Annotated in this window: 15 protein-coding genes, 5 tRNA genes and 3 other annotated features; of the genes, 5 read left to right on the plus strand and 15 right to left on the minus strand. The window is 32.4% G+C overall.

All coding sequences use genetic code 11. The features are described 5' to 3' along the window. Positions 1–11 precede the first annotated feature (11 nt). The 11 genes from ACFHWD_RS00085 to ytxC all read right to left on the minus strand — a co-directional run bounded on the left by ACFHWD_RS00085 (position 12) and on the right by ytxC (position 12,166). Positions 12–998: a glycosyltransferase gene (locus tag ACFHWD_RS00085; RefSeq protein ID WP_150356203.1), complete on the minus strand. Its 987-nt coding sequence runs from the start codon at positions 996–998 to the stop codon at positions 12–14. Continuing rightward, positions 999–2,003 carry a glycosyltransferase gene (locus ACFHWD_RS00090; protein ID WP_150356204.1) on the minus strand — a complete coding sequence of 335 codons (1,005 nt, stop codon included), beginning with the start codon at positions 2,001–2,003 and terminating at the stop codon, positions 999–1,001. A gap of 148 nt (positions 2,004–2,151) precedes the next feature. Continuing rightward, positions 2,152–2,751 carry a cell division protein ZapA gene (zapA, locus tag ACFHWD_RS00095; RefSeq protein ID WP_150356205.1) on the minus strand — a complete coding sequence of 200 codons (600 nt, stop codon included), beginning with the start codon at positions 2,749–2,751 and terminating at the stop codon, positions 2,152–2,154. Positions 2,752–2,950: 199 nt separating this feature from the next. Continuing rightward, positions 2,951–5,332 (minus strand): phenylalanine--tRNA ligase subunit beta, encoded by a 2,382-nt coding sequence (gene pheT / locus ACFHWD_RS00100; protein ID WP_378059726.1) that lies wholly within the window; start codon positions 5,330–5,332, stop codon positions 2,951–2,953. Positions 5,333–5,399: 67 nt separating this feature from the next. After that, the gene (gene pheS / locus ACFHWD_RS00105; RefSeq protein ID WP_378059728.1) at positions 5,400–6,422 is read right to left on the minus strand and encodes a phenylalanine--tRNA ligase subunit alpha; all 1,023 of its coding nucleotides are present in this window, start codon (positions 6,420–6,422) and stop codon (positions 5,400–5,402) included. A 64-nt stretch (positions 6,423–6,486) separates the two neighbouring features. Continuing rightward, positions 6,487–6,709, minus strand: a binding site (T-box leader). Between the two features lie 61 nt (positions 6,710–6,770). Further along, entirely contained in the window at positions 6,771–7,559 is a 789-nt protein-coding gene (locus ACFHWD_RS00110) for an RNA methyltransferase (protein WP_150356207.1), read from the minus strand. A 103-nt stretch (positions 7,560–7,662) separates the two neighbouring features. Further along, positions 7,663–8,022 (minus strand): 50S ribosomal protein L20, encoded by a 360-nt coding sequence (gene rplT, locus ACFHWD_RS00115; protein ID WP_150356208.1) that lies wholly within the window; start codon positions 8,020–8,022, stop codon positions 7,663–7,665. A gap of 24 nt (positions 8,023–8,046) precedes the next feature. After that, entirely contained in the window at positions 8,047–8,244 is a 198-nt protein-coding gene (gene rpmI, locus ACFHWD_RS00120) for a 50S ribosomal protein L35 (RefSeq protein WP_150356209.1), read from the minus strand. Positions 8,245–8,259: 15 nt separating this feature from the next. Next, positions 8,260–8,784 carry a translation initiation factor IF-3 gene (infC, locus tag ACFHWD_RS00125; RefSeq protein WP_150356210.1) on the minus strand — a complete coding sequence of 175 codons (525 nt, stop codon included), beginning with the start codon at positions 8,782–8,784 and terminating at the stop codon, positions 8,260–8,262. A gap of 17 nt (positions 8,785–8,801) precedes the next feature. Beyond that, positions 8,802–8,929, minus strand: a sequence feature (ribosomal protein L20 leader region). Between the two features lie 49 nt (positions 8,930–8,978). Further along, positions 8,979–10,892 carry a threonine--tRNA ligase gene (gene thrS, locus ACFHWD_RS00130; protein WP_150356211.1) on the minus strand — a complete coding sequence of 638 codons (1,914 nt, stop codon included), beginning with the start codon at positions 10,890–10,892 and terminating at the stop codon, positions 8,979–8,981. Between the two features lie 80 nt (positions 10,893–10,972). Next, positions 10,973–11,198: a binding site (T-box leader), on the minus strand. Between the two features lie 65 nt (positions 11,199–11,263). Continuing rightward, positions 11,264–12,166, minus strand: coding sequence for a putative sporulation protein YtxC (ytxC, locus tag ACFHWD_RS00135; RefSeq protein ID WP_179977891.1), 903 nt, complete (start codon positions 12,164–12,166; stop codon positions 11,264–11,266). A gap of 250 nt (positions 12,167–12,416) precedes the next feature. Between ytxC and ACFHWD_RS00140 the strand changes: the two genes are divergently transcribed. The 5 genes from ACFHWD_RS00140 (at position 12,417) to ACFHWD_RS00160 (ending at position 12,826) form a co-directional block, all read left to right on the plus strand. Then, a tRNA-Val gene (locus ACFHWD_RS00140) sits at positions 12,417–12,492 on the plus strand. A gap of 6 nt (positions 12,493–12,498) precedes the next feature. Further along, positions 12,499–12,575 (plus strand) — tRNA-Asp (locus tag ACFHWD_RS00145). Positions 12,576–12,578: 3 nt separating this feature from the next. Further along, positions 12,579–12,654 (plus strand) — tRNA-Phe (locus tag ACFHWD_RS00150). A 14-nt stretch (positions 12,655–12,668) separates the two neighbouring features. Then, a tRNA-Gly gene (locus ACFHWD_RS00155) sits at positions 12,669–12,743 on the plus strand. A gap of 9 nt (positions 12,744–12,752) precedes the next feature. Then, positions 12,753–12,826 (plus strand) — tRNA-Cys (locus ACFHWD_RS00160). A gap of 152 nt (positions 12,827–12,978) precedes the next feature. On the opposite strand, the gene ACFHWD_RS00165 is transcribed toward ACFHWD_RS00160, so the two are convergent. From ACFHWD_RS00165 to ACFHWD_RS00180, 4 genes are all read right to left on the minus strand, one after another. After that, positions 12,979–13,404, minus strand: a complete 426-nt coding sequence (locus ACFHWD_RS00165; RefSeq protein WP_150358336.1) for a DUF2000 domain-containing protein — start codon at positions 13,402–13,404, stop codon at positions 12,979–12,981. Continuing rightward, positions 13,401–14,243: an AraC family transcriptional regulator gene (locus ACFHWD_RS00170; RefSeq protein ID WP_150358335.1), complete on the minus strand. Its 843-nt coding sequence runs from the start codon at positions 14,241–14,243 to the stop codon at positions 13,401–13,403. Before ACFHWD_RS00170 ends, ACFHWD_RS00165 begins: the two co-directional genes overlap by 4 nt. Before the next feature lie 157 nt (positions 14,244–14,400). Continuing rightward, entirely contained in the window at positions 14,401–15,768 is a 1,368-nt protein-coding gene (locus ACFHWD_RS00175; RefSeq protein ID WP_378059733.1) for a histidine kinase dimerization/phospho-acceptor domain-containing protein, read from the minus strand. Further along, the gene (locus tag ACFHWD_RS00180) at positions 15,752–16,441 is read right to left on the minus strand and encodes a response regulator transcription factor (protein WP_378059989.1); all 690 of its coding nucleotides are present in this window, start codon (positions 16,439–16,441) and stop codon (positions 15,752–15,754) included. Before ACFHWD_RS00180 ends, ACFHWD_RS00175 begins: the two co-directional genes overlap by 17 nt. Positions 16,442–16,468: the final 27 nt, after the last annotated feature.

Consider the following 16,468-nt stretch of genomic DNA (forward strand, 5'->3'; position numbering starts at 1 on the left):
TTTAAACAGCACTACAATATACCATTTAATTTTAATTTTTCAATTATAATGGACATTCTTTTATCCCAGCTGTTATCTAATGCAAATTTTCTTCTTAAAATAGATAAACTCTTTTTGTCTTCGTGAATTGATTTTGTTATATTTTCCATAAAATCCTGCTTATCCTTTGATATATAACAGTTACTTTTCATTTTCACAACTTCTTCTATAGCGGTGCTGACTACCGGTTTCCCCAAAGACATATATTCGTATAATTTTATGGGATTACAGCAATTCGTCATTTCATTTACCTTAAATGGTATGATACAACAATTAAAATTATTAATATAGCAGGGAAGTTCTGTATATCTTTTTTCTCCCAAAAAATATACATTACTGTTTAGATTTATATCTACCTTACCGCATCTAGATCCTACAAACACAAAATCATAGCTACTGTTTGATATATACTTCACCAGATCCCAATCTATCCATGGAGCTATAGCTCCTACATATCCCACAACTTTTCTATTTTTAGGAATATCTTTCGGAATTATATTTTTATTTAAAGAAAATTTACCTGCATCCACTCCATTCTTAACTATATAGACCCTATTGTGCCTTAAAAAAAACTTTTCATAAAGCCTGTCTGATGTTACAAATACTATATCTGCTGCACTTAACATGTCTTCTACATATTGATTCCAAATTTTAAATTCATGAGAACTGTCGTCTACTACATCATATACTATATAATCATGATCTATATTATTTATTCTGACTATTTGTGCTGGAGAAGAGCACCATAATATTATAGGTCTGCTCAATTTTTTAATTTCAATTTTATAATTTGCTCCAACTTCATATAAATTTCTGTTTATTTTTATAAAATATTCCCCATTTACATTATCTATATAATACACGGTATATCCCATCTCACTTAATTTTCTCATTATCTGTTGAGGCCTCTGGTACATTCTATTATAAGCCACTGTAGGCATTTGAATAAAAGTAGCCAATTATGATCCCCCTATTCTATACTGATTTAGAATATGTCTATAACTTTCAAATAATGGGTTTATACATTTTTTCCAGTTGTAATTTTTAATTATATGATCCTTTAGGTCTTTATGGTTTTTTATTTCAATGCACGTACTTATAGCAGTTTTTATACTGTATTCATTATAAGGACTGCAGTAAATACACATATCTTTAAAATATTCCCTTGTACTTCCCTCTGCAGTTGAAACTATATTGCAGCCACTGGCAGCTGCTTCTAAAGACGATAAACCTGGTGTTTCTACGAAACTTGGCATTACATGAATTTTTGCATTTCTATAAGCATTATATAAATTATAATCATCCATAAATCCCAGATATCTTACATTATCATAGGACATACATTTGTTAAAATAATCTATATCATTTATACTTCCTATAAGCACTAATTGCAGCCCCAATTCACTGCATACTCTACTTAAGGCAAGTTGATTCTTTCTGCTGCATACCCTTGCCACACAAAGTACATAATCTTTCAGCCCATATGTTTCCTTAAAATTGTATAAAGCTCTATGTTCTACTTCCACACCATTATAAATTACCTTGTAGGGGACATTTATATGAAAATCATTTTGTATTTGAATATTCTCTAATTCACTGTTAGGATATATTAATCTACACCCTCTCAATATTTCTTTCCTGCACATATTCAGTTTATCCCACAACAACAAATTTTTATTATCTCTCACATAATTATAGTATCTCTTTAAGTTCCAATATATAGGCGATAATACTATAGCTTTTTTGTATTCTTTAGCTTTTTTGTAATATTTATAGGTCTCTTCAACTCTAGTCAAATTAAACAGATGTATTATATCATAGGGAGAATAATCCTGTACCAATCCTGTATTTATATCTACCTTCACTTTTTTCTCTCTTAAATATTGAGCCGTTTTCACAAGCTGCATTGAATCTCCTGCAAAATTTTTAAAGCAGTCTCCCCTTATACAAAATAAAACCCTCATAATAAATCCTCCAGACAATAGCAAAAAAGTTCTCTCCCAACTCATTATATGCACATATTTAAATTTAGTTATTAATTAAGTGATCCCTGGATATGTCGAAATTTTATTCATAAAAAAATTCGAACTAACATCATCATCAGTTCGAATTTCATCTTGATCCTCTATTTAAAAGAGGATTTTTCTGCTTTTTTTCTTTTGCCAAATTTATTTGGTTTTCTATCAATTTATGTTGAAGATCTATTATCTTATATTTTCCGGATTGAACTTGAAATTTTAATTCTTTATTTTCTTCTATAATCTTTGTGTTTTCCTTTATATATTTCTGAGTTGTTTCCTTTATAATTTCTATTTCCTCTTTAAGCTTTTCAATTTGCTTATCTTTCTCCTTTAATTGATCATCACTTTCAGCTTTTTTCAATTTTTCTTTAAATTCTCCATTGAGTTCTTCTGTATATTTAAGCTGTTTTTTTAAAGAATTAATCTGATCCTCATAAACCTTTTCAACTTTTTTTAATTCTCTTACCTGCTTTGACAATTCATCATTATTATTCTGCACCTTTAGCATATCATCTGCCACATTAAGTGCAGACAAAATAGCCGCTGAGGAAGTGCTTAATTTACTATTATTTTCTAATATATTTTTTACCTTTTTATCTACATAACTGGCTACCTTATGTAGATACTCTTCCTGCTCGTCACCTTTTAAATTGTATTCAATTCCATTTATAAACACTGTCACTACGTTCATTCAAACACCCTCTCAGATATCCATCCTGTTTTCACAATTCCCTATAAGAATATTTTATCACAAATACTGTATATATTAAATATTATATTTAAGTTTAAATAGTTATCAAGTGATTCTAAGATTCAAATAACAAATAATAAAATTAAGTTAGATAGTAGGTATTAACTTACCATCTAACTTAATTAAATTTTGATTTTACTTATCTAAGTTGTGCTCCAAACTTATGTTCCAACGCTTTTAATATTCTATCATGAACTTTATTTACTTCTTCATCTGTAAGTGTTCTATTCTCAAGCCTGTAGGATATAGAGTAAGCTACACTCTTTTTTCCCTCTGCCACCTGCTTGCCTCTGTAAACATCGAAAAATTTCGCCCTTTCCACCATATTTCCTCCTTGTTCCTTTATAACATCTTCTATTTCTTTTACCAGGACATCTTCATCCACCAGTATTGCCAAATCCCTCGTAACTGCAGGAAATTTAGGAAGTGGCTTATACTCTTTATTCCAATTGGCATATTTATAAAGCACATCCAAATCCAATTCTGCTATATAACACTTTTCGTCAACTCCATAATTATCTAATACATTAGGGTGAATCTCTCCCAGTACACCTATAAAATCCTTTTTTATATATAGGGATGCTGTCTTTCCCGGGTGAAAACTTGGATTACCGCTTTCCCTTTCAAAAGAAAACCTTTCTATTTTCAACACTTCTAATATATTTTCCACTATACCTTTTAAATCAAAATAATTTACTTTGCCATAAATGCCAATAGTCACAATATTTTTTTCCTGAGGCAGTTTATTCACATCCTTATTTGGTATATATACTTTACCTATTTCAAATAACCTGGCCAGTTCATTTTTCCTAGAATAATTTCTGCTTAAAGATTCCATCATGGAGGGTATTGTAGTAGTTCTCATTATACTATAATCTTCTCCTAGAGGGTTTTTTATAACCACAGCATTTCTAAGAACACTATTCTTTGGTAAAAGTATTCTGTCAAATACTTTTCTGCTGATAAAAGAATAGCTTATAGACTGATTTAGACCGCTGGAAGTAAGTGCCCTCAGCACTTCATCGTCCAATTTCTGTTTGGTATTTTTTCCACCTCTGGTACTTACACTTTTTATTATGGTAGAAGGTACATTGTCATAACCATATATTCGGGCTACTTCTTCAGCAATATCTTCCTTTATTTTTATATCTCTGCTTCTAAAAGTAGGTACATCTATTTTTAGATCTTCGCCTTCTATTTTAGTATTTAGTTCCAGTCTATTTAGACACTCAGCCATTTCATCTTGAGGTATTTTCGTACCCAAGAAATTATTTATCCAATTATAATTCACCTGCAAACTACCGGGTTCAATCTTTTCATTGTATATGTCTATGGTACCTTTCATGACCTCTCCTGCATTTAATTTTTCTATTAAATAACAGGCTCTGTCCACAGCCATCTCACATAAATTAGGATCTAGATCTTTTTCAAATCTAGCTGAAGCTTCTGTTCTAAGACCTAATTTTTGAGAAGAAATCCTTATATTAGTTCCATCAAAATTAGCACTCTCAAATACTATTGATGAGGTATCTTCCCTGATTTCCGAATTAAGACCTCCCATTATTCCTGCAATACCTATAGCTCTATCTCCATCCCTTATAGTAAGTACATTTTTATCCAACAATCTTTCTTCATTATCCAGAGTAACAAACTTCTCTCTATTTTCTGCCCTTTCCACTATTATATTGTTTGACTGTATATATCTCGTGTCATAAGCATGCATTGGCTGACCTGTTTCAAGCATTACAAAATTGGTTATATCCACTATATTATTTATAGGTCTTACTCCTGCATCCAAAAGCCTTTCCTGCATCCATCCAGGAGACTCTTCTATCTTTACATTTTCTACACCCCTAGCCATATACCTTCTGCAAAGCTTATCCCTTACTTCAACCTTTAAACCATCGTTTATGTATTTACTTGAGGAAATCTCATATTCCAATGCAGGCATTTTATAACTTTCATTTAAAGTTGCCGCAGTTTCTCTTGCCATCCCTATAATACTCAAGCAATCAGGTCTATTGGAAGTTATCTCAAAATCCAATATACTGCTGGTCATATTGAGCGCATCTTTTATATCCTCACCAATAGGTGTATCTACAGGCAAAATCATAAGTCCATGTACAGGTTTATCACCGGCTATTCCCAGTTCCTCTTCAGAACAAAACATCCCGTTTGACATGATTCCTCTCAATTTTCCCTTTTTTATCTTCACTCCTCCGTGAATTACAGAACCATGAAGTGCAACAGGAACTATATCATCTTCCTTCATATTAGTGGCAGCCGTTATAATTTGAAGCAGTTCATCTTTTCCTATATCTACCTGGCATACTACCAATTTATCTGCATGTGGATGTTCCTCTATCTTTACTATCTTTCCCGTAACTACATTTTGAATTTCATCTCCAGTTGTAATCACTTCTTCCACCTTTGAACCACTTAAAGTCAATTTATCTCCCAATTCCTTGCCTGTAATATCTATCTTCACATAATCCTTTAACCAATTTACAGGTACCTTCATAAAAAAATCCCCTTTCTTTGTTTAATTCAAATTATCAATTAAATTACAGTTATTCTATTTATTTAAGCTAAAACTGGTTTAAAAATCTCATATCACTTTCATACATATTTCTTATATCATCTATGCCGTATTTCATCATAACCATTCTATCTACACCCATTCCAAAAGCAAATCCACTGTAAACTTCAGGATCTATACCACAATTCCTAAGCACCTGAGGATGGACCATACCGCATCCCAGAAGCTCTATCCATCCCTCTCCCTTACACACTCTGCAGCCCTTGCCGTTACACACAAAACAGGTAGCATCCATTTCTGCAGAGGGTTCTGTAAAAGGAAAATGATGCGGCCTAAATTTTGTCTTGACGCCCTCTCCAAACATTCTTTTAGCAAACAGTTCAAGAGTTCCCTTCAAATTTGCAAAAGTTATGCCCTTATCCACTACAAGGCCTTCCATCTGGTAAAATATAGGTGAATGAGTGGCATCTACTGAATCTGCACGGTATACCTTCCCCGGAGATATCATCTTTATTGGAGGTTTTTGCTTTTCCATAGTCCTTACCTGTATTGGAGATGTCTGGGTCCTCAGCACTACATTGTCATTTATATAAAATGTATCCTGTTCTCCTCTTGCCGGGTGATTCTTAGGTATATTTAATGCTTCAAAATTATAATAATCCTTTTCGATTTCAGGTCCCTCTTCTATAGTAAATCCCATGGAAATAAATATCTCTTTCATGTCTTCTAAAATCTGTTCCAGCGGATGACTTCTTCCAATATTTTGCTTAACGCCAGGCATAGTTATATCAATCGTTTCACTTCTGAGTTTTTCCTTCGTTTTAAGTGCCTTCATCTTCTTTGATGTCTCTTCTATAGAGTTTTCCAAAAGTGTCCTGATCTCATTGGCTAATTTCCCCACTACAGGCCTTTCCTCTGGAGAAAGACTTTTCATTCCCCTAAGTATTTTAGTCAATTCGCCTTTTTTCCCCAAATACTTAACTCTTATATCCTCTACACTTAAATTATTTTTTTTATTCTGCAATTCTTCAAGTGCACTTTCTTTAATTTTCTCTAATTTTTCTTTTATCATGCCAAATTCTCTCCCTTCCAAATAAAATTCAATTTTTAAATCTAAATATAAAAAATTCGTCCCTTAAAGGGACGAATTCCTAATTCCGCGTTACCACCCAAATTAATATCATTTAAATAATATTCTCTTTGAAAATTTATCGGCATTACCGCTAACTGCTAATTACAATTTCACAGGTAGTACTCCAGAGCGAACTTCAATATATAGTATTTTAAAAAAGCTTTCAGCCTTGACTTTTTTTCTCTAGAAAATACTGATATACCTACTTTCTCCTTCACAGTATAATACTATAAATTTTTTGTTATCTATACTTTTAAATATTACATATAGTTTTCCCTGTTGTCAATATTAATTTTTTAAATTCTGCCTAACCAATTCAAACATCATTATAGATGCTGATACAGCTGCATTTAAAGATTCAGCTCCACCCGGCATTGGGATTCTTGCTTTTATATCTGCAATTTGTTCTATATCTTCACTCAGCCCATTTGCCTCATTTCCCACTGCAAATATAATTTTTCGATTTAAGCTTACATCATAAAAATTAGTTTCAGCATCCAACAAACTGGCTATGAGTTTAAATCCATTTTCTTTCAAAACTTTTATCTTATCAAGTTGCTCATCTTGAATTACCGGTACATGAAAAATTGAACCCATAGTAGATCTTAAAGTTTTTTCATTATATACATCCACTGTTCCTTTTGTGAGTATAACTCCTAAAGCCCCAGCAGCATAAGAGCTCCGTATTATAGTGCCCATATTCCCAGGATCCTGTATTCTGTCCGCCAATACATAAAATCCTTCCATATCTTTTTTATATCTTAACTTGGTGTTTTTCACTACTGCAACTATGCCCTGAGGATTTTCTGTAGTGCTTATACTCTTTAATACTTCATCAGTCACAATATATACAGAAGGCATATTTTTAATTTTTTCTTTCATTAAATTTCTTTCCCATATATCATAAAAATCACATGTTAAAAAAATATCAGTTATTGCAAAATCGGAATTCACAGCCTCCATTACGAATCTCAGGCCTTCTATCAAGAACTTTCCATTTTCAACTCTATATTTTTTTTCCTTCAATTTTCTAGCCTGTTTTATTTGTAGATTGTCTTTGCTCCTTATTATATCCATCTACATACCCTCATAATCCATATTGTAAAAATCAAGTGATTTCTTTAAATTCACATGAATTAACAAGTCATGTAAATCTAAAAACCACTTGATATAGTATAATTTATGCACTCAGTTGTTTTTTTGCTATGTCAACCAATTCAGTAAATGTCTTTGGATCATTTATTGCTATTTCAGAAAGCATTTTTCTATTCACATCAATACCTGCTGTCTTTATCCCATTTATGAATTTTGAATAGGAAAGCCCATTTATTCTGGCTGCAGCATTTATTCTAGCTATCCAGAGTTTCCTGAAATCTCTCTTTTTTAATTTTCTTCCTATATATGCATTTCTTAAAGCTCTTATGACTGTTTCATTGGCTGATTTAAACAACCTGCTCTTGCCGCCATAATAACCTTTTGCGAGCTTTAGTATCTTCCTATGATGCTTACGAGCATTCACAGCTCTTTTTACCCTTGCCATTTTAAAACCTCCTTTTAGAATACTTTATACATAAGGTATTAATTTTTTCATCACTTTTTCTTGAGCTTCTGCTACATATCCTGCCTTCCTAAGATTTCTCTTAGTCTTTGCGCTTTTTTTAGTCAATATGTGACTTTTATAAGCTTTTGATCTCTTTAACTTGCCTGTTCCTGTAACTTTAAATCTCTTTGCCGCACTTCTTTTTGTCTTCATTTTTGGCATAATAACTTCCTCCTCTCAATTATGCTTTTTTGTTGATAATGTCATTATCATATTCCTGCCCTCAAGTTTTGGCTGCTTTTCTATTACGCTGATATCTTCAAGTTTAGAGTAAAAATTATCTAAAATTTTTTTACCCATAAAAGAATGACCAGCCTCTCTGCCTCTAAATCTTATAGTGACTTTAACTTTATCACCTGTAAGCAAAAATTTTTTTGCATTCTTAGCTTTAATAGAAATATCATGTTCTTCAATAGTTGGGCTGAGTCTCACTTCTTTTATATTGGTAATTTTCTGCTTTTTTCTAGCTTCTTTTTCCCTTTTAGATTGTTCATAAATAAACTTTCCATAATTCATTATTTTACAAACTGGAGGGTTTGCCTTTGGAGATATCATAACCAGATCCAATTCTTTTTCCTCAGCAAGTTTTAAAGCTCTTTCTAAAGATACAATTTCAGCCTCATCTCCATCATTTGGAACTACTCTTACTCTTTTTGCAGCTATCTCATCATTTAAAAGAAAACCTTTATTTATATTATTCACCTCCTAAGTGAATCAAACAAAAAATATGAAAAAGGACGACTTACGCCGTCCTCTAAATACATGCAATAGAAAATTTATAATAAAATTTTCATAACCTTACTGGCCATGCCGTAAGGTGAGAAACGGCTAGTTTCTGCTTGACAAATTGTATTATACTATTTTTGTCATTACAAGTCAATACAAAATTATATCAGTTATATGTCACTTACTTTTTTGGAAATTTCCTCTTTAAGTTTAGATATAAAATCATCTAAAGACATAGCTCCTAAATCTCCATCTTTTCTATTTCTAACGGATATATTCTGTTCTTTTACCTCTTTATCCCCCAGGATAATCATATAGGGCACTTTCTGCATCTGAGCTTCTCTTATCTTGTAGCCTATCTTTTCATTTCTAACATCGGCTTCCACTCTTATATCCTGATCTTTAAGTCTTTTAATCACTTCTTCCGCATATTCTTTCTGATTATCTGTAATGTCCATAACTTCTACCTGGACTGGTGCAAGCCAAGCCGGAAACGCCCCTGCATATTGTTCTATGAGTATTCCTATAAATCTCTCTATGGATCCAAATATAGTTCTGTGCACCATAACCGGCCTGTGTTTTTCTCCATCTGCCCCTATATAAGTTAGATCAAATTTCTCTGGCATCTGGAAATCCAACTGTACTGTTCCACACTGCCATGTTCTTCCAATGCAGTCCTTCAAATGGAAATCTATCTTAGGGCCATAAAAAGCTCCATCCCCTTCATTGATTTTATAATCAAGCCCTGATACCTTTAATGCAGTTTTAAGGCCCTCAGTTGCAGCTTCCCATTCCTCCTCGCTTCCCATGGAATTTTCAGGTCTTGTGGAAAGTTCAACAAAATATTCAAATCCAAACACCTTATAAAAATCGTCTATAAGTTTTATAACTTGAGTGATTTCATGGGTAATATCCTCTCTCGCAACAAATATATGAGCATCATCTTGAGTAAAGCACCTTACCCTCATAAGTCCGTGAAGTGCTCCTGATTTTTCATGTCTATGGACAATTCCCATTTCACCATACCTTTTAGGTAAATCCCTATAGGAACGTATATCACTCTTGTAAACAAGTATAGATCCTGGACAGTTCATAGGTTTTATAGCATAATTTTCACCGTCTATTTTGGTAAAATACATATTTTCCTTATAGTGATCCCAGTGTCCTGACTGATGCCACAATCCTTCATTTAACAAAATCGGAGTCATTATTTCATCATAATCAGCTTTTCTATGCATTTCTCTCCAAAAGTTTTGAAGCTCATTTCTAATTATCATTCCCTTTGGATGGAAAAATGGAAATCCAGGTCCCTCTTCATGCATACTGAACAGATCCAATTCTTTGCCCAATTTTCTATGATCTCTCTTCTTAGCCTCTTCCATCATCTTCAAATAGTTTTCCAGATCACTTTTCTTTTCAAATGCAGTCCCATATATTCTCTGGAGCATTTTGTTCTTTTCATCTCCACGCCAATAGGCACCTGCTATGGAAAGGAGTTTTATTGCTTTTGCTTTCCCAGTAGAAGGTAAATGTGGTCCCGCACATAAATCCACAAAATCACCCTGCCTGTAAAAGGATATAACTTCACCTTCTGGCAGATCCTTTATCAATTCCACTTTATAAGGTTCTTTTCTATCTTCCATAAATTTTATAGCTTCTGCCCTTGGAAGTTCAAATCTCTCCAATTTGATATCTTCTTTTACTATCTTGTTCATCTCATTTTCAATCTTAACTAACAATTCTGGTGTAAATGAAAAATCTGCGTCTACATCATAGTAAAATCCTGAATCTATGGCAGGTCCTATGGCAAGTTTAACATCTGGATACAGCCTTTTTATAGCTTGAGCAAGTATGTGAGAAACTGTGTGTCTCAATATTTTTTTACCATCTTCATCTTCAAAAGTGAGAATTTCAAGTTTACAATCACCATTTATTGGATGATAGAGTTCAACTACTTCACCATCTAACTTAGCACCCAGCGCTTTTTTCTTCAGAGAAGTACTCAATTTTTCCGCCACATCAATTACCTTTAATCCCTTCTCCACTTCTATTTTGTCACCATTTTTAAGGCTTATATTTATCATTTTTATTCCTCCTTTACAAACTTTTCTAATTTCGAATTTTTATTTAACTATAAAAATAAATAAAAAAATACTCCTCCCTCTACTGGGACGAGTATTACCGTGGTTCCACCCAACTTAATAGTATAAGCAAAGATCACAAATACTATTCTCTCTACCTTTAACGCTGGCTAACGGAAATACTTACAAAACTTCAGTATACAACTCCTGGGTGGTTTTCAATAGATTTCATTTAAGGGATATTTCAGCACACAATCCCTCTCTCTTAAAACAATTGATCTATTTACTCTTCCCTTTCATAGCTTTTACTTCTACTTGGCTTCATTATATTATTCCAAAATGATTATGTCAATAAAAAAATAGAATTTTGTAGTTTATATTCTATTAAGATGATTTTTTATAGACTCACATGTACTGCAATTATTGCAAAATCTAACTCTATCAGTAAAAACTTTTTCAATGGTATTTATCAATTCTGGATTTTTACAATTTTCAGCACAGTGAATTACTATTTCATTGGGTGAAGTAGTTATAAGTGCACTTATCAAAATATCATCTAAATCTGAATTTGTATCTTTATTACGATTTAATTCCTTTAAATCTCTAAAAAAGCTTTCTGTTATATCCTGCTCTTTATCTCTTATTATATATTTACCATTATTATCTATTATTATACTTAAATAATCTATTTTACTTTCCTGAATTTCTACAAAATATTTTAAAAGCTTTATAAATTCATTATATTCTTTATTTACCATATATTTTTCCACTACTTTATCAACTATACTTTCTAAATCGTCTAAAAGTTCTTTTATTCTAAAAGTCACAAATCCATCTATATTTATTTCATTGTTCTCACTTATACAACTTGATATTTTATCTAGTATCTCATTTCTTTTATTTATACAGGATATAGAATTATCATCTATAATTTTCATCTCGCCCTTTAGCACTCTTATACTTTCTAGTTTGATTTCTTCCAATTCATCATATTTGAGAAAAAAATATTCATCAGACAAAAAATTCAAGATATCTTTTTCACAAAATTCCTCTATTACTATACCATATATAATATTTGCAACATACATATTGAATATATTCATAAGTTTGCTATTAATTTCTCTATCACAAAATAACTTAAGGAAGTGAGTATCAGATTCTATACTTTCATATATCCCAATAAGCACACCTTTATGTCTAAAATATTCCTTTAATTCCTGGATTCCCTGTATTACATTTTCTCTTTCTTTATTGTAAACTATAGTTAATAACAGCATTATTCACACTCCCTTCAAAAATAGTATGCATCTAAACAAAATCTATATTCAAATTTCTATTGTCAAATATCGACATACTAAAATCAACATTTTCAAAATATTGATCAATATATAGAATAAATTCCAAATAAGAATATATTAGCAACAATTTTGAAATCCACTACAGCCCGGCTGATTTTTTTATGCAAGGTATTGACAATATATAGAACTCAATATATAATATGAATTGTCGTGGTAATAATGTGCTTATGGGCGCATAGCTCAGCTGGGAGAGCATCTGCCTTACAAGCAGAGGGTCACAGGTTCGAGCCCTGTTGTGCCCACCATATTATGGCCCAGTGGCTCAGTTGGTTAGAGTGCCGGCCTGTCACGCCGGAGGTCGAGGGTCCGAACCCCTTCTGGGTCGCCATGTGGCCAGATAGCTCAGTCGGTAGAGCAGAGGACTGAAAATCCTCGTGTCCCTGGTTCGATTCCTGGTCTGGCCACCATTTATTTTAAATGTGCGGGAGTGGCTCAGTGGTAGAGCGTCACCTTGCCAAGGTGAACGTCGCGGGTTCAAATCCCGTCTTCCGCTCCATTTATACACGGCGCTATAGCCAAGTGGTAAGGCAGAGGTCTGCAAAACCTTCATCCCCAGTTCAAATCTGGGTGGCGCCTCCAAAGAAAGTACAAGGTAGTTTAATTATTGAAATATCAATAATTAAACTACCTTGTACTTTTAATACTGTTTTTTAAGTTGTAACTTTTTTTTGATTAATTAGGGAACTGTGGTTATTTAAGTTAGGCGGCTATTATGAATTTGTGAATATTGACTATCTTAACAAAGGCATACTACCTGTTAATTTATTAATTTTCTTCTTATTACCAAAAATAGCAATTCCAAAATATGTATGCTGATTTTCCAAAACAGTTGATACTTTCTGTAGATACTCACTGTAAACATTGCAACTTTGTGCAACATCCGAAAAGTCAACCGCAATAACATCATCAAAATCAGAAGTATATAGTTTTTCTCTTAATTCTCTAATAATCTCTTTATTCCCCTTTAAAATCGGTACTGGAATTGTAATAATACCTAGATGCTTTTTCCCGGAAGCGTCAGCAGCATCTTTGCCTACTAATTCAGGAATATGTTTTCCTAAGGTAATGCCCAATATTGCTGATGTATTTGCAATCACCCCCAATGGAAGATCTTCATTTATTACCATGACACATTTTATGTTCTCTTGTTTATTCATTCATATTCTCCTTTGTCCGTAAATTTATCTATAAAAATATTCATATATTGTTTTGGAGTCAAACCAATGAACTTTTTGAAAAATTTACTAAAATGGCTTTGGTCAGTAAATCCTGTATTTAATGCAACCTCTATTGGGCTAATTCCATTTTCCAAAAATTTCCTAGATTTATCTATACGAATGCTCTCAAGATAACTATAAGGTGATATTCCTTTTTGCTTGGTAAATGAACGCACCAAATTGTATTTACTTATCCCTGTCAGATTACTCAGATCATTCAGTGTAATATTTTTCATATAATTTTTTTCCAGAAAGTCACATACTGTTTTAATCTCCGTATTTATTTCCTGTATAACAGCTGCAGATATTGGTTTAGCATACTCAGTTATCAATTGTTCAATTATAAACAAAAAAATTTCCTCTTTTTTAAAATCTTTTTCACCTTGCATAATCATAAAGTATAATTCCTGTAATGATGTCACAATATCATTATTGAATATTACAGGCTCTGTAAAATACGGCATATAATTTTTACCTGTAATTTCAAATACAATTTGTTTCATTGCATCAGGTTTAATATTTAAGCATCTATAATCAAGTGCCCTTCCATCAATCTGTTCACAAGTATGATTGTCATGAGGATTAAATAAAATTAAATCACCATTTTTAATATCGTATTCTTTATTTTTACAAGACAAATGCCGCCTTCCATTTTTAATAAAGCCAATAACATAATACTCGTGAAAATGGTTGGGAAATTTCTGCTTAATTCCTTTAAAATTATAAGCTTCTATATTTAACTCCTTATCTAAATAAACAGTTCGAGCTTCCTTTTGCATTTTATAATACTCCTTTCTACTCGTTTTTAAAGATACCATAAATAAATCAATAATTCTTGTATGATATTGCATTACATATAAATTAATTTTCAAATTAAAAAAGACAACAACAAAGTTATCTTTTTTATAATTAGGAAACATTTAATAATATTAAGTTTTAGCACTTTACATCCATGAATATTTTAAACACCAGCTTCTCGTTTTCCCTACATGCCTTTACAAACCCACCGTGGTGTTTGACTATTTCTCTTACAATGGACAAGCCCAGGCCGCTGCCCTCTTTTTTTCTGGACAAATCACCTTTATACAGTCTTTCAAAGAAATTTTCTATATCTTCATCGCCAACTGGAGTTTCAGGAATATTTGATACTGAAATCACTGAATAAAAGCTATCATTGTATTTTTCCCTGCCTACATTGAATTCAACAGCTGTACCAGCCTTAGAATATTTAAGTGCATTACTTAAAAGATTATTCACTGCCCTCAGAAACAGATTGGGATCTGCTTTGATACCAATGGATTCCTGAGGTAATTTGAGTGAAAGCTTCAAGCCTTTCCGTATAAATTCATCTTCCTCTTCTTCAGCTACCTGCCGTGCCAATTCATTTAACTCCAGACATTGTTTTTCAAGTACTATGTCCTTGGAAGACAGTTTCGAATATTCGAAAAAATCATCCAGCATACTTTTTAAATACAATCCTTTTTTATCCATTATATCTATATAATCCTCAAGTTCACGTTTTGAATCATATTTTCCTTTTTTAATCATGTCTATATACCCCAGTATAGTAGTTAAAGGAGTTCTCAGATCATGGGATATATTGGTTAAGAATTCATTTCTGTTTTTCTCCTCCCCTTCAATCCTTGAAGCCATATAATTTATGTCTTCAGATAATTCTCTAAGTTCGTTTTTATATTTAAGAGGGACTCTTTCGGATAGATCGCCTTCGGCAATATTTCTAACTGTTGATTTTATTTTGGATATATAAGATATGCGTTTCCATATAAGCATGAAAAATACGATTATGAAGATTAAAATTGCCATTACACCTATAATATTGCCATTATCCAATTTACCATAGCCAGTATATATGTAATACAGATAATACCCATCTTTTAGGTAATCGCACCTGGTTATTTTAACCAGATTATCTCTATGGTCATTTAAAAACTTAAATGTTCTTTTTCCATTTTCAATCTGACCACTATCTATACTTTTAATTTCTCTATTATTTGAAGCTATCACCCCTCCATCTTTTCTCACTACAAAAATAAAATAGGTCATACTATATTCTCTGTTCATATATTTTTGTAATTTTCCGGAATTATTCATATCCATATTTTTCAAGTCCTGTTCAACCGGGGCAATCATGTTTTTATATATATATTCAGGAGTGCCATTATAACTATTCAAAAAAGAACCCAAAACAAATTCTCTCAAAAAAACTGCAAGTACAAGTGATATAATCACCGAAAAAACTGCAGAAAAAACCAGTTCACTCCTGAGTTTAAATATCCTTTTCAATTTTATAACCTACTCCCCATATAGTTTTTATGTATTTGCCCTGCTTAACACTATCTCCCAGTTTTCTCCTTAAATTTTTAACATGCATGGTTACAGTATTGTCTTTTTCCAGAAAGGTATCCTTCCAGATTATCTCATAGAGTGTCCTGGTGGAATATACCCGTCCCCTATTTGATGCCAGTGTGTATAAAATCTCATATTCCTTTGGAGTAAGCACGATTTCAATATTATCTTTTCTTACTGTATGCTCCAGAGTATTTATTTCTATATCCCTAATTTTCAGCATATGGTTTTGCAAGGTATTACCGGCTTTAGCTCTCCTGAGTACAGCCAGCACCCTTAATGAGAGTTCCGTAAAATCAAAGGGCTTTATTATATAATCATCACATCCAGCTATGAATCCCTTTATCTTGTCCATTTGCTGGTCTTTTGCAGTGAGAAGTATAACAGGCAGACTTGAGAATTCTCTGAGTCTAGACAGCATGGTATATCCATCCATCTTGGGCATCATAATGTCCAGAATTATCAGAGAAACTGGCTTTGATTTTAAAATTTCCAGACCTTTTTCTCCATCAGAAGCATTATATACCGTATAGCTTTCCTTTTGAAAATAATTTACAAGCATATTCCTTATGTCATTGTCATCATCTATTATCAATATATTTTCCCTCACATCAATCACCCAATTTAAAATTATAGC

This window comes from Clostridium sp. MT-14, from assembly GCF_042436595.1.
In the GTDB taxonomy this organism is placed as follows: Bacteria; Bacillota; Clostridia; order Clostridiales; family Clostridiaceae; genus Clostridium_B; species Clostridium_B aromativorans.

Excerpts from the sequence above, each read along its gene's own strand:
- ACFHWD_RS00165 (WP_150358336.1), bottom strand. The coding sequence starts at position 13,404 with ATGAATAAACAAGAGAACATAAAATGTGTCATGGTAATAAATGAAGAT.
- ACFHWD_RS00170 (WP_150358335.1), bottom strand. The coding sequence starts at position 14,243 with ATGCAAAAGGAAGCTCGAACTGTTTATTTAGATAAGGAGTTAAATATA.
- rplT (WP_150356208.1), bottom strand. The coding sequence starts at position 8,022 with ATGGCAAGGGTAAAAAGAGCTGTGAATGCTCGTAAGCATCATAGGAAG.
- pheS (WP_378059728.1), bottom strand. The coding sequence starts at position 6,422 with ATGATAAAAGAAAAATTAGAGAAAATTAAAGAAAGTGCACTTGAAGAA.
- pheT (WP_378059726.1), bottom strand. The coding sequence starts at position 5,332 with ATGAAGGTACCTGTAAATTGGTTAAAGGATTATGTGAAGATAGATATT.
- thrS (WP_150356211.1), bottom strand. The coding sequence starts at position 10,892 with ATGATAAATATAAGCCTTAAAAATGGTGACAAAATAGAAGTGGAGAAG.
- ACFHWD_RS00090 (WP_150356204.1), bottom strand. The coding sequence starts at position 2,003 with ATGAGGGTTTTATTTTGTATAAGGGGAGACTGCTTTAAAAATTTTGCA.
- zapA (WP_150356205.1), bottom strand. The coding sequence starts at position 2,751 with ATGAACGTAGTGACAGTGTTTATAAATGGAATTGAATACAATTTAAAA.
- ytxC (WP_179977891.1), bottom strand. The coding sequence starts at position 12,166 with ATGCTGTTATTAACTATAGTTTACAATAAAGAAAGAGAAAATGTAATA.
- ACFHWD_RS00110 (WP_150356207.1), bottom strand. The coding sequence starts at position 7,559 with ATGGATATAATAAGGAGCAAAGACAATCTACAAATAAAACAGGCTAGA.
- rpmI (WP_150356209.1), bottom strand. The coding sequence starts at position 8,244 with ATGCCAAAAATGAAGACAAAAAGAAGTGCGGCAAAGAGATTTAAAGTT.